The sequence below is a fragment of the Magnetospirillum sp. 15-1 genome (genome assembly GCF_900184795.1).
Classification (GTDB): Bacteria; Pseudomonadota; Alphaproteobacteria; order Rhodospirillales; family Magnetospirillaceae; genus Phaeospirillum.
In genome coordinates, this window is the sequence record NZ_FXXN01000022.1 from 120,775 (window position 1) to 133,171 (window position 12,397).

The window sequence follows — 12,397 nt, forward strand, 5'->3', positions numbered from 1 at the left end:
GATACCGCCATAGCGATATATCTCGACGACGCTCGATTCGGATGAGGCCGGCAAGGCCGCTGAAACGGAGCCGTCGTGCGATACCGGTCCCCTCGCTCGATTTCAGGCCGTCGGACAATGAGTTCCGCCGCATGCTCCTCGGCAAGCATCCTACCCTCCTCGACTATAGGCTCCCCAAAGCCAACTGGTCACGATCAAAATCGGAAGGTCGACCGACGATGACAAGGCGCACACAACCGATCCGCATTATGACAAATGGGATGCCTTCCGACCATACACAACCTCATGCCGGGATAGAGCGGGCATGACCTCGGCATTCGATCGGCACGCCGTTCCCATGGTGGGAATCGTGGCGCACGACCTGCGCGGCCCCCTGTCGGTGATCAATGCCTATACCGAATTGCTGCTGACCCGCAGGACGCTCAGCGCGACCGATGCCGGCTATATCGAGCAGATCGCCAAGGCCAGCCACTTCATGATGGCCCTCACCGAGGACATGCTGTGGTTCTCGACCATCGAGAACGGCAGACTCCGCCTCGACCGTCAGCCCGTCGATCTCGGCGATCTGGCCGAAGCCGCCGTCGCCATGGCCCGCCTGGGAGCCGAGGCCAAGGGCATCGCCATCGAGACGGAACCGCCCCGCGATCAGGTCGTCGCCTCCGTCGACCCGCTCAAGATCACCCAACTGCTGAACAACCTGATCGGCAATGCCGTGAAATTCTCGACCGAAGGCCGCAGCATCCGGGTCGCCACCGAGGTCGGAAGAGGCCAGGCCCGCCTGATCGTCGCGGATCAGGGCTGCGGCATCGCTCCCGGCCGGATCGGCCAGTTGTTCCAGCCCTTCGGCGGCGGCACCTCCGGCACCTCGGGCGAGCCGTCCACCGGCCTGGGCCTTTATATCTGCTCGCGGGTGGCAGAGGCGCACGGCGGCCGCATCGATGTCGAATCACAGGTCGGCGAGGGCAGCCGCTTCATCGTGACCCTGCCCATCACCGGCTGATTCCCCACTATTGCGGCGGCATCCTGACCGCACCGTCCAGACGGATGGCACTGCCGTTGAGCATGGGATTGTCGCAGATGGCCAGCACCATCTTGGCGAATTCCTCCGGGCGTCCCAGACGATGGGGGAACAGGGTGGAGGCCACCAGCCCGTCCATCACCTCGTCGGGCATGCCGGCCAGCATGGGAGTCTCCATGTAGCCCGGTGCCACCGCCATGACCCGGATACCCAGCGGCGCCAGTTCGCGGGCGGCGGGCAGCGACAGGGCGGCGACGCCGCCCTTGGATGAGGCGTAGGCGCACTGCCCCACCTGCCCGTCCCAGGCGGCGATGGAGGCGGTGTTGACGATGACGCCGCGCTCACCGCCCTCCAGGGGCTCCAGCCCGGCCATGTCGGCGGCGGCCAGACGCATGACGTTGAAGGTGCCCACCAGATTGACCTGGATGACGCGGGCGAAGGTCTCCAGCGGCATAGGGCCCTTGCGCCCCACCACCTTGCCCGGCGTCACCACCCCGGCGCAGCTGACGGCGATGCGGGCCGGGCCGTGGGCGTCGCGGGCCTTGGCCAGGGCGGCCAGGGTCGAGGCCTCATCGGTGACGTCGCATTGGGCGAAGGCGCCGCCGATCTCCCTGGCGGTGGCCTCGGCATTGGCCCCGTTGATGTCGAACACCGTGACCTTGGCGCCGGCCTTGGCAAGAGCGCGCGCGGTGGCCTGCCCCAGGCCCGAGCCGCCGCCGGTGACGATGGCGGCCAATCCGTTGACGTTCATTGTCTTTCCCCTGTCAGAAGGTGATGTCGCCGCAGGCCGGTACCGCATCGAAATGCGCCAGCACCTGGGCCGCGCTTCCCGCCGGGTTCCAGGCAGGCGTGTTGTCGCGGTCGATCAGCAGGGCGCGGACACCCTCGACGAAGTCATGGGCGGGCGCCAGGGCCAGGGCCAGACGGAATTCCATGCGCATGCACTCATCGAACGACAGCGCCGCGCCGCGCCGGATCATCTCGAAGCTGACCGCCACCAGATGGGGCGACTTGGCCCGCAAGGTCGCCAGAGTCTCGGCGGCGAAGGGGTCGCTCTCGCCTTCCAGGGCGGCCAACACCTCGGCCAGACTGGCCTTGCCGAAACAGCGGTCGATCAGTTGGCGCCTGGCATCGATGGCGGCCATGCCGGGATCACTGGCGAAGCCGTCCAGGGTCGACTTGACCTCGGCGGCGTCACGCGCTTCGGACAGCGCCTCGATCAGGGCGGGCAATTGGCCGCTTTCCACGTAATGGGTGGCGACGCCCACATGCAGGGCGTCGGCCGCCTTCAGCCGGGCGCCGGTCAGGCCGAGATACATGCCGATGGCACCCGGCAGACGGGGCAGGAAGTACGAGCCGCCCACATCGGGAAAGAAGCCGATGCCGGTTTCCGGCATGGCGAACAGGGTACGCTCGGTGGCGACGCGGTAAAGCCCATGCACCGAGACGCCGACCCCGCCGCCCATGACGATGCCGTCGATCAGCGCCACGTAGGGCTTGGGGCTGGTCTTGATGCGGCGGTTGAGGCGGTATTCGTCGCGGTAGAAGGCTCCGACGAACTCCAGTTCACCGGCCTTGCAGGCCTCGTACAGCCGCTTGATGTCGCCGCCGGCGCAGAAGGCTTTTTCCCCCGCTCCCTCGATGGTGATGCAGGCCACGTCGGCATCGGCCGCCCAGGCATCCAGCTTGGGATGCATGGCGTGGACCTGATCGAGGGTCAGGGCGTTCAGCGCCTTGGGCCGGTCAAGGGTGATGCGGCCCAGATGGCCGGTGCGGTCGAAATGGATCTCGGAGCTCATCACAGATTGGCCTTCCACATGGCGGCGTAGCTGTCGCGCAACACGTTCTTCTGCACCTTGCCCATGGCGTTGCGCGGCAGTTCGCTCACCACCACCGCCTGCTTGGGCACCTTGTAATTGGCGAGGCGCCCCTTCAGCGCGTCGATCACCGCCTCCGGCGTCAGGGCGGCGCCCTTCTCGGCCACGACGACGGCCAGTCCGGCCTCGCCGAAATCGGGATGGGGCATGCCGACCACCGCGGATTCCACCACGCCGGCCAAGCGGTCGATGAAGTCCTCCACCTCCTTGGGATAGACGTTGTAGCCGCCCGAAATGATCAAATCCTTGGCCCGGCCGACAATGGAGACATAGCCCCGCCCGTCGACGACGCCCACGTCGCCCGACTTGAAGAAGCCGTCCTCGGTGAACTCGGCCTTGGTCTTCTCGGGCATGTTCCAGTAGCCCTTGAAGATGTTGGGCCCCTTGACCTCGATGATGCCAACCTCTCCCTGGGGCAGTACCTGGCCCTCCTCGCCGGTGATGCGCAGTTCCACGTCGGGCAGCGGAAAGCCCACCGTTCCGGCCCGGCGATCGCCGTCCAGCGGGTTGGAGGTGAACATGCCGCCCTCGGTCATGCCGTAGCGTTCCAGGATGGTGAAGCCGGTCTTGTCCTTGAAGGCGTTGAAGGTCTCTTCCAGCAGCGGCGCCGAGCCCGAGATGAACAGCCGCATATGGGAGCAGGCCTCGGGCGTCAGATTGGGGCTGGTCAGGAAACGGGTGTAGAAGGTGGGCACCCCCATGAACACCGTGGCGCGCTTCAGAAGGCCGATGGCCTGCTCCGCATCGAACTTGGGGCAGAAGATCATCGGGCCGCCGTTCAGCAGCACGCAGTTGATGGCCACGAACAGCCCGTGGGTATGGAAAATGGGCAGGCAGTGCAGCAGCACGTCGTCGGGCCTGAAGCCCCACAGCTTGTGCAGGGTCTGGGCGTTGGAGCCGAGATTGACGTGGCTCATCATGGCACCCTTGGGCCGTCCGGTGGTGCCCGAGGAATAAAGGATGGCGGCGATGTCGTCGCCGCCCCTCGGCACGGTGGCGAAGGTGTCCTTCCGCCCCTCGGCCCGCTCGGGCAAGGTGCCGTCGCCGTTGGCGCCCAGCGTCATGACGCAGGTCTTGATCCCCGCCGTGACGGCAAGCCCCTCCAGCTCGGCCAGACGGTGCGGCTGGCACACCACGGCCGACGGCGCCGCGTCGGACAGGAAATACTCCAGCTCGCCGGCCTGATAGGCGGTGTTGAGCGGCAGCAGGATGGCCCCGGCCCGCACGCAGGCGAGGTAGAGCACCACCGCCTCGGCCGACTTGTCCACCTGGACCGCCACCCGTTCGCCCGGCTTGACCCCGGCGTCCACCAGGGCATGGGCATAGCGGGCGCTGGCGGCCTCCAGGTCGGCATAACTCAGCGTGATGCCGCCGGGCACCTCGATGAAGGTGCGTGAGCGGTCGGCGGGAAAGCGCGAACGAAACAGCTCGAACAGATTGTCGGTCATTTGGGCGCTCTCCCCGTCTAGGCCGTCATGCCCGGACCCGTTCCGGGCATCCACGCCGGTCCGCACCTCTGGCGGGGCAATCCCGGCACCACGTGGATGGCCGGGCCAAGCCCGGCCATGACGATCCTGATTGAATCCTACCCCGGCTCGATAGCACAGCCCGTACGGGGGCGCCACAGTTTTGTATCCAATAAACGTCTTTCACGGATACAAGACTAGCTCATGATGGACACGAATTCCGAAAAGATGTCGGCCTGGATGGTGACGTGCTTGCGCATCACCGCCTGGGCGCGCTCGGGGTCGGCGGCGACAATGGCGGCCACCACCTCGGCATGTTCGGCCAGCGAGCCGTCGATGCGGCCGGGATGGTTCAGCTGATAGCGGCGATAGGGCGCGAGGCGGGCATAGAGCGAGCGCGCCATCTCCTTTAAAACCTCGTTGTGGCTGCCGTCGTAGACCGCGTCGTGGAAGGCGCGGTTGAGCGCGTAATAACCGTCCAGGTCGCGGGCCTCGCACAGGATGCCGGCCTCGGCCACCATGGCGGAAAGCCTGGATTTTTCCTCGGGCGACATGCGCCGTGCGGCATAGCGGGCGCACAAGCCCTCCACGTCGCTCATCACCTCGAACATCTGCACCATGCGGTGCAGGTCCAAGGGCGCCACCACGGCCCCCTGGCGCGGCTTCTTCACCACCAGGCCGGAATAGACCAGTTGCAGGATGGCTTCGCGCACCGGGGTGCGCGACAGGCCGAAGCGGGCGGCCAGACTCTCCTCGTCCAGGCGGGTGCCGGGGCGCAGCACTCCGGTGAAGATCTCCTTCTCGATCACCTGCCGGATCTCGTCGGCCCGGGTCGCCGGCTTCTTCTGCTCGCTCATCGGGCCTCCAGAACCCTCATCGTGGCGGGATGGAGTATACATCTCCCCGACCGGCTGTCTAAGGTCAATCCACATCTCGGACACAAAAACTGCGTATCACGTATACAAGAGATGGACCCGGCGCATCCCATGTGATAATTCCATACCCATCGGGGCCGTTGACCGGTACCCTTGTCGGCAACAACCGGGGCGATAGATCCCGGCTCAGGGATACGAAGCGCATGGATTTCGGGTTGACACCGGACCAGGAGGCTTTTCGTCAGGCCGCCCGCGATTTCGCCGAGGGCGAGATGGCGCCCTTTGCCGCCCACTGGGACGAAGACGGGGTCTTTCCCGAGGAATGCCTGCGCAAGGCCGCCGAACTGGGCTTCGCCGGCATCTATGTGGGCGAGGACGTGGGCGGTTCGGCGCTGTCCCGCCTGGACGCCGCCCTGATCTTCGAGGAACTGGCCGCCGCCTGTCCGTCCACCGCCGCCTATATCTCCATCCACAACATGGCGGCATGGATGATCGACAGCTTCGGCGACGAGGCGCAGCGCAAGCGCTTCCTGCCCGATCTGTGCACCATGAAGCGTTTCGCCAGCTACTGCCTGACCGAGCCCAATGCCGGCTCGGACGCAGCGTCCCTGCGCACCAGGGCGGAGCGCAATGGCGAGCATTATGTGCTGAACGGCACCAAGGCCTTCATCTCGGGTGGCGGGCGCTCCGACGTCTATGTGGTGATGGTGCGCACCAACGGTCCCGGCCCCAAGGGCATTTCGTGTCTGGTGGTGGAGGCCGGCACCCCCGGCCTGTCCTTCGGCAAGCAGGAAAAGAAGCTGGGCTGGAAGACCCAGCCCACCGCCTCGGTGATCTTCGAGGATTGCCGCGTGCCGGTCGCCAACCGCATCGGCGCCGAGGGCGACGGCTTCAAGATCGCCATGAAGGGCCTGGACGGCGGCCGCATCAATATCGGCGCCTGCTCCCTGGGCGGGGCCAGGGCCTGCCTCGAGCACGCCATCGAATACACCGGCCAGCGCCAGCAGTTCGGCCAGGCCATCAGCGCCTTCCAGGCCACCCAGTTCAAGCTGGCCGACATGGCCACCGAGCTGGAGGCGGCGCGGCTGATGATCCACCGCGCCGCCCACTCGCTGGACAACAAACTGCCCCAGGCCACCGTCCATTGCGCCATGGCCAAGCGCGTGGCCACCGACGTCGGCTTCGCCGTGACCGACGCGGCGCTGCAACTGCACGGCGGCTACGGCTACATCAAGGAATATCCCATCGAGCGCTATTTCCGCGACCTCAGGGTCCACCAGATCCTGGAAGGCAGCAACGAGATCATGCGGGTGATCATCGGCCGGGCGCTGACGAGCTGACACACATATCGACATAGGGAGGCTTCACATGGCGAGCATCGGGTTCATCGGTCTGGGCAACATGGGCGCGCCGATGATGCGCAACCTGATCAAGGCCGGGCACAAGGTCGCCGCCTTCGATCTGTCCGAGGCCGCGCTGAAGGCGGCGGCCGAGGCCGGCGCCACTCCCTGCGCCAAGTCCGCCGATGCCGCCAGGGACGCCGAGGTGGTGGTCAGCATGCTGCCCGCCGGCCAGCACGTGAAGTCGGTGATGCTGGGCGAGGACGGCCTGTTCGCCGCCGCCGCCAAGGGCACCCTGTTCATCGAGTCCTCGACCATCGACGTAGCCACCGCGCGGCTGCTGTCCGACGAGGCGGCCCAGGCCGGTCACGCCCTGATCGATGCTCCGGTGTCGGGCGGCGTGGGCGGTGCCGAGGCCGGCACGCTGACCTTCATGGTGGGCGGCACCGAGCCCGCCTTCGCCCGCGCCGAGCCCTTCCTGGCCGTCATGGGCAAGACCATCGTGCATGCCGGCGGCCCCGGCAACGGCCAGGCGGCCAAGATCTGCAACAACATGCTGCTGGGCATCTCGATGATCGGCACCTGTGAGGCCTTCGCCCTGGCCGAGAAGCTGGGCCTGGACGCCCAGAAGCTGTTCGACATCTCGTCCAAGTCGTCGGGGCAGAACTGGTCCATGACCACCTATTGCCCGGTGCCCGGCCCGGTGCCCACCTCGCCCGCCAACCGCGAGTACAAGGCGGGCTTCGCGGCGGCCATGATGCTGAAGGATTTGAAACTGGCGGTCGAGGCGGCCCAGGTGGCCGGCGCCTCCATTCCGCTGGGGGCCGAGGCGGCGCAGCTCTACGCCATGATGGCGGGAATGGGGCAGGGCGGGCTGGATTTCTCGGGAATCATCCACATGCTGCGCGGCAAAAACTGAACACGCTTGCACGGCAATTAAAAAAACGTATGCTCGTTTTCAAAGTGAATAAGGCTCACGCAAAGATGGGTCCTCAGGGTGGTTCGGGGCAGGCGCCATGAAGGCGCCGCCCCGGTTCGGGAGCGATAGACGATGTCCGTATCGGATACACCGGTTCTGGAAGTGCGCGACGTGTCGCTGGCCTTTGGCGGCGTGCGTGCGCTGACCGAGGTCAGCTTCCAGGTCAACAAGGGAGAGCTGTTCTCCATCATCGGCCCCAACGGCGCCGGCAAGACCTCCATGCTCAACTGCGTCTCGGGGCGCTACCGGCCGACCTCGGGCCGGGTGCTCATGGACGGCCGCGACGTCACCCCCCTGTCGCCCAACGTGCGCGCCACGCTGGGCCTGGGCCGCACCTTCCAGAATCTGGCGCTGTTCGGCCATATGAGCGTGCTCGACAACATCATGGTCGGCCGCCACCACCTGCTCTCCAACAACGCCGTCACCGGCGCGCTGTACTGGGGCAGCGGGGCACGCAGGGAAGAACTGGCCCATCGCCGCAAGGTGGAAGACATCATCGACTTCCTGGAGATCGCCCACATCAGGAAGGCAGTGGCCGGCACCTTGCCCTACGGCTTGCGGAAAAGGGTGGAACTGGCCCGCGCCATGGCGGTGGAGCCCAAGGTCATCCTGCTGGACGAGCCCATGGCCGGCATGAACCTCGAGGAAAAGGAGGACATGGCCCGCTACATCGTCGACCTCAACGAGGAGTGGGGCATGACGGTGATCATGATCGAGCACGACATGGGCGTGGTCATGGACATCAGCCACCGGGTGATGGTGCTGGAATTCGGCCGCAAGATCGCCGAGGGCCTGCCCGACGAGGTGATGAACAACGAGCGGGTCAAGGTCGCCTATCTGGGCGTCGATGACGATGAGCCCGCTCCGACCGGGGAGCAGGTGGCCTGATGAGCGAATATTTGGACACCTCCATCCACGACACCTTTCCCAAGGCCCTGGTGCACAACGCCCAGCGCTGGCCGGGCGACATCGCCATGCGGGAAAAGGAGTTCGGCATCTGGAACGCCTTCACCTGGGCCGATTACCTGAACCGGGTAAAAAATCTGGCGCTGGGCATGCTGGCGCTGGGCGTGCAGCGCGGCGACGTGGTGGCGATCCTGGGCAAGAACCGCCCGGAGAGCCTGTGGGGCGAGGTGGCGGCCCATGCGGTCGGCGCCATGAGCCTCGGCATCTACCACGATTCCATGAACGCCGAGGTGGCCTACCTGCTGTCCTATACCGGGGCGGCGGTCGTGCTGGCCGAGGACGAGGAGCAGGTGGACAAGCTGCTGGAGATTTCCGCCGAAGTCCCCACCATCCGCCATATCGTCTATTTCGACCCGCGCGGCATGCGCAAGCACAAGGACCCGCGCCTGATCTCGGCCGAGGAGCTGAGGGTCGAGGCCCAGAAGATCGCCGCCGCCAATCCCGGACGCTTCGACGAGGAAGTGTCCAAGGGCAAGGGCGATGATGTCGCCATTCTGTGCACCACGTCGGGCACCACGTCCCACCCCAAGCTGGCCATGCTGCAGGCTGGGCCGTTCCTGCGCCACTCCACCGCCTACTTGCGGGCCGACCCCAAGTCGGCGGGCGATGATTACGTCTCGGTGCTGCCGCTGCCTTGGATCATGGAGCAGATCTATGCCGTGGCCCAGCCGCTGATCTGCCGCAACATCGTCAACTTCGTCGAGGAACCCGAGACGATGATGGCCGACATGCGGGAAATCGGCCCCAACTTCGTGCTGCTGGCGCCGCGCATGTGGGAAGGCATCGCCGCCGACGTGCGGGCCCGCATGATGGATTCCACCCCCTTCAAGCAGGCGATGTTCAACCTGGGCATGAAGCTGGGCATGAAGGCGCTGGACCAGGGCAAGCGCTCCAGGCTGGCCGACTGGATTTTGTTCGACGCGCTCAAGGACCGCATCGGCTTCTCGTTCCTGAAGTCGGCCGCCACCGGCGGCGCGGCGCTGGGGCCGGACACCTTCCGCTTCTTCCTGGCCATGGGCGTGCCGCTGCGCCAGATCTACGGCCAGACCGAACTGGCCGGCGCCTATACCGTGCACCGCGCCGGCGACATCGACTTCGATTCGGTGGGCATCCCCTTCGACGACGCCCAATTGCGCATCGACAATCCCGACGCCAACGGGGTGGGCGAGATCGTGGCGACCACCGACGGCATGTTCACCGGCTATTTCCGCAATCCGGAAGCCTCGGGCGCCGATCTGGTGGACGGCAACTGGCTGAAGACCGGCGACGCCGGCTACATCAAGAAGGAAAACGGCCATCTGGTGGTCATCGACCGCATCAAGGATTTGGCCACCACGTCCAATGGCGTGCGCTTCTCGCCGCAATTCATCGAGAACAAGCTGAAGTTTTCGCCGTTCATCGCCGAGGCGGTGATCCTGGGCGATACCAAGCCCTATCTCTCGGCGCTGATCTGCATCCGCTTCTCCATCGTCTCGAAATGGGCGGAGTCCAAGGGCATCTCGTTCACCAACTACACCAATCTGTCGGCCCAGCCGCAGGTCTACGACCTGCTGCAGGCCGAGGTGGAGAAGGTCAATTCCACCCTGCCCGAGCCCCAGCGCATCCGCAAATTCCTGCTGCTCTACAAGGAACTGGACGCCGACGACGGCGAGCTGACCCGCACCCGCAAGGTGCGCAGAGGCGTCATCAACGAGAAGTACGGCGACATCATCGATTCCATGTACGCCGATCGCGCCATGGTTCCGGTGGACGCGGTGATCACCTTCCAGGACGGCACCACCACCAGGGTCAAGACCGAGCTGAAGGTGGTGACATTGCTGCCGCCCCCCACCCAACAGATGGCCGCGGAATAGGAGAACACGGAAAATGGGTTCCTCGCTGCTTCTCCAACTCCTGGTCAACGGGCTGATCGTCGGCACGCTGTATGGCGTGGTCGCCATGTGCTTCGTGCTGATCTACAAGTCGACCCAGGTGGTCAATTTCGCCCAGGGCGAGTTCCTGCTGATCGGCGCCTGGACCTGCTGGTGGCTGGTCACCAGCATGGCGCTGCCCTTCTGGATCGCCTTTCCCATGACCTTCGCCTTCATGATGGTCTTCGGCATCGCGCTGCAGATGATCGTGCTGCGCCCGCTGATCGGCGAGCCGGTGATCAGCGTGATCATGGTGACCATCGGGCTCTCCATCTTCTTCCAGGCGGTGATGAAGTCCATCTTCGGCGTGTGGGCCCAGCCCTTCCCCGAAATCTTCCCGGTCAAGTCGGTGGACATCCTCGGCCTGTCGGTGCAGCCCGCCTATCTGATGAGTCTGGTGGTCTCCATCGTCATCATGGGCGCCTTCGCTTGGTTCTTTAAGTACTCGCGCATGGGCCTCGCCATGCGGGCCACCGCCTTCAACCAGCAGGTGGCGCAAAGCCTGGGCATCTCGGTCAAGGCGGTGTTCGCCACCGCCTGGGCCATCTCGGCCATGGTCTCGGCCCTGGCCGGCGTGGTGGTGGGCATGGTCAACGGCGTATCCTCGGCCCTGTCGTTCTTCGGCATCAAGGTCTTCCCGGCGGTGATCGTCGGCGGCCTCGATTCCATCGTCGGCGCGGTGCTGGGCGGCCTGATCATCGGCGTGCTGGAGAATCTGGCGGAATACGCCGACAGCCAGTTCCTGCACGTGGGCAACCTGTACACCGTGGCGCCGTTCTACGTCCTGGTCATCATCTTGATGATCAAGCCCTACGGCCTGTTCGGCACCAAGACCATCGAGAGGGTGTAAGGTCATGATCTCGTCCAGCCTCATTCCCTGCGGCCAGTTCAAGACCACCTACGCCGCCGACACCACCATCTTCCTGACGCCTGCGTCGCGGGCCTGGTGCATCGCCGGCATCCTCGCCGCCGCCGCCGCGCCGCTGGTGTTCAGCAACTACCTGATGGCCCTGATGATCCAGATCGGGTTCTACGGCATCGCCGCCTTGGGCCTCAACATCCTGGTGGGCTGCACCGGTCAGATTTCGTTGGGCCACGCCGCCTTCTTCGGCTTCGGCGCCTTCGCCTCGGCGTGGCTGAACAACACCTTCGGGGTGCCGGTGCTGCTGGCCATTCCGCTGGCCGGCGTGATGACCACGCTGCTGGGCCTGCTGTTCGGCATTCCGGCGGGGCGGCTGAAGGGACTTTATCTCGCCATCGCCACCTTCGCCTCGCAGTTCATCCTGGAAGACTTCTTCGCGCGGGCCAACTGGTTCACCGGCGGCTCGTCGGGCGCCATGGCCAACCCCATCAGCCTGTTCGGCTATGAGGTCGGCGGCGACAAGGGCTTCTTCTACGTGGTGCTGTTCTTCGTGGTGGTGATGTACCTGTTGGGCACCAACCTGCTGCGCACCAGGGACGGCCGCGCCTTCGTGGCGGTGCGCGACCACTACCTGTCGGCCGAGGTGATGGGCATCAACCTCACCAAGTACCGCATCCTGTCGTTCGGCATCTCGTCGTTCTATGCCGGCGTCGGGGGGGCGCTGTACGGCCACTATCTCGGCTACGTCTCGGCCGAGGGCTTCACCATCTTACTGTCCATCCAGTTCCTGGGCATGATCATCATCGGCGGCATGGGCTCGGTGATGGGCACCCTGATGGGCACCGCCTTCATGGTGCTGTTGCCCGAAGCCACCGAGGCCGCCGTCAGCACCGTCAAGCACGTGGCCGGCGACATTCCGGCACTGACCAGCGCACTGGCCTACATCAAGGAGGCCTCCATCGGCCTGGCCATCGTGCTGTTCCTGATCTTCGAGCCCGACGGTCTGGTTCACCGCTGGCGTCTGATCAAATCCTATTGGAAGCTGTATCCGTTCTCGTACTGACCAAGACCAACAAGAAGACGCTGAACTTGATTCAACGAAAT

Annotated in this window: 11 protein-coding genes; 7 read left to right on the forward strand and 4 right to left on the reverse strand. The window is 65.4% G+C overall.

The window, feature by feature from the left end:
* The first annotated feature begins 304 nt into the window (after positions 1-304).
* Positions 305-1,000 carry a HAMP domain-containing sensor histidine kinase gene (locus tag CP958_RS08640; RefSeq protein WP_096701559.1) on the forward strand — a complete coding sequence of 232 codons (696 nt, stop codon included), beginning with the start codon at positions 305-307 and terminating at the stop codon, positions 998-1,000.
* Positions 1,001-1,007: 7 nt separating this feature from the next.
* Here the strand turns inward: CP958_RS08640 and CP958_RS08645 are convergent, their stop codons facing one another.
* The 4 genes from CP958_RS08645 to CP958_RS08660 all read right to left on the reverse strand — a co-directional run bounded on the left by CP958_RS08645 (position 1,008) and on the right by CP958_RS08660 (position 5,218).
* A complete protein-coding gene (locus CP958_RS08645) occupies positions 1,008-1,769 on the reverse strand; it encodes an SDR family NAD(P)-dependent oxidoreductase (RefSeq protein ID WP_096701560.1) in 762 nt (253 codons plus the stop codon).
* A gap of 13 nt (positions 1,770-1,782) precedes the next feature.
* On the reverse strand, positions 1,783-2,817 hold the full coding sequence (locus CP958_RS08650) for an enoyl-CoA hydratase/isomerase family protein (protein WP_096701561.1): 1,035 nt from the start codon (positions 2,815-2,817) through the stop codon (positions 1,783-1,785).
* Positions 2,817-4,343, reverse strand: a complete 1,527-nt coding sequence (locus CP958_RS08655) for a malonyl-CoA synthase (protein ID WP_096701562.1) — start codon at positions 4,341-4,343, stop codon at positions 2,817-2,819. Before CP958_RS08655 ends, CP958_RS08650 begins: the two co-directional genes overlap by 1 nt.
* Before the next feature lie 215 nt (positions 4,344-4,558).
* Positions 4,559-5,218 (reverse strand): GntR family transcriptional regulator, encoded by a 660-nt coding sequence (locus tag CP958_RS08660; RefSeq protein ID WP_096701563.1) that lies wholly within the window; start codon positions 5,216-5,218, stop codon positions 4,559-4,561.
* A 221-nt stretch (positions 5,219-5,439) separates the two neighbouring features.
* On the opposite strand from CP958_RS08660, the gene CP958_RS08665 reads away from it, so the two are divergent.
* From CP958_RS08665 to CP958_RS08690, 6 genes are all read left to right on the forward strand, one after another.
* Positions 5,440-6,576: an acyl-CoA dehydrogenase family protein gene (locus CP958_RS08665; protein ID WP_096701564.1), complete on the forward strand. Its 1,137-nt coding sequence runs from the start codon at positions 5,440-5,442 to the stop codon at positions 6,574-6,576.
* Between the two features lie 28 nt (positions 6,577-6,604).
* Complete coding sequence (gene mmsB, locus CP958_RS08670) at positions 6,605-7,495, forward strand: 3-hydroxyisobutyrate dehydrogenase (RefSeq protein WP_096701565.1); 891 nt, start codon at positions 6,605-6,607, stop codon at positions 7,493-7,495.
* 132 nt (positions 7,496-7,627) lie between these two features.
* Positions 7,628-8,443, forward strand: coding sequence for an ABC transporter ATP-binding protein (locus CP958_RS08675; RefSeq protein WP_096701566.1), 816 nt, complete (start codon positions 7,628-7,630; stop codon positions 8,441-8,443).
* Positions 8,443-10,374 (forward strand): long-chain fatty acid--CoA ligase, encoded by a 1,932-nt coding sequence (locus tag CP958_RS08680; protein WP_096701567.1) that lies wholly within the window; start codon positions 8,443-8,445, stop codon positions 10,372-10,374. Before CP958_RS08675 ends, CP958_RS08680 begins: the two co-directional genes overlap by 1 nt.
* A 13-nt stretch (positions 10,375-10,387) precedes the next feature.
* Positions 10,388-11,281, forward strand: coding sequence for a branched-chain amino acid ABC transporter permease (locus CP958_RS08685; RefSeq protein ID WP_096701568.1), 894 nt, complete (start codon positions 10,388-10,390; stop codon positions 11,279-11,281).
* A gap of 4 nt (positions 11,282-11,285) precedes the next feature.
* Complete coding sequence (locus CP958_RS08690; protein WP_096701569.1) at positions 11,286-12,356, forward strand: branched-chain amino acid ABC transporter permease; 1,071 nt, start codon at positions 11,286-11,288, stop codon at positions 12,354-12,356.
* Positions 12,357-12,397: the final 41 nt, after the last annotated feature.

Bases quoted from the DNA above. Each gene is read 5' to 3' on its own strand.
- CP958_RS08645 (WP_096701560.1), bottom strand. From the start codon at position 1,769: ATGAACGTCAACGGATTGGCCGCCATCGTCACCGGCGGCGGCTCGGGC.
- CP958_RS08685 (WP_096701568.1), top strand. From the start codon at position 10,388: ATGGGTTCCTCGCTGCTTCTCCAACTCCTGGTCAACGGGCTGATCGTC.
- CP958_RS08675 (WP_096701566.1), top strand. From the start codon at position 7,628: ATGTCCGTATCGGATACACCGGTTCTGGAAGTGCGCGACGTGTCGCTG.
- CP958_RS08660 (WP_096701563.1), bottom strand. From the start codon at position 5,218: ATGAGCGAGCAGAAGAAGCCGGCGACCCGGGCCGACGAGATCCGGCAG.
- CP958_RS08655 (WP_096701562.1), bottom strand. From the start codon at position 4,343: ATGACCGACAATCTGTTCGAGCTGTTTCGTTCGCGCTTTCCCGCCGAC.
- CP958_RS08640 (WP_096701559.1), top strand. From the start codon at position 305: ATGACCTCGGCATTCGATCGGCACGCCGTTCCCATGGTGGGAATCGTG.
- mmsB (WP_096701565.1), top strand. From the start codon at position 6,605: ATGGCGAGCATCGGGTTCATCGGTCTGGGCAACATGGGCGCGCCGATG.
- CP958_RS08680 (WP_096701567.1), top strand. From the start codon at position 8,443: ATGAGCGAATATTTGGACACCTCCATCCACGACACCTTTCCCAAGGCC.
- CP958_RS08665 (WP_096701564.1), top strand. From the start codon at position 5,440: ATGGATTTCGGGTTGACACCGGACCAGGAGGCTTTTCGTCAGGCCGCC.
- CP958_RS08650 (WP_096701561.1), bottom strand. From the start codon at position 2,817: ATGAGCTCCGAGATCCATTTCGACCGCACCGGCCATCTGGGCCGCATC.
- CP958_RS08690 (WP_096701569.1), top strand. From the start codon at position 11,286: ATGATCTCGTCCAGCCTCATTCCCTGCGGCCAGTTCAAGACCACCTAC.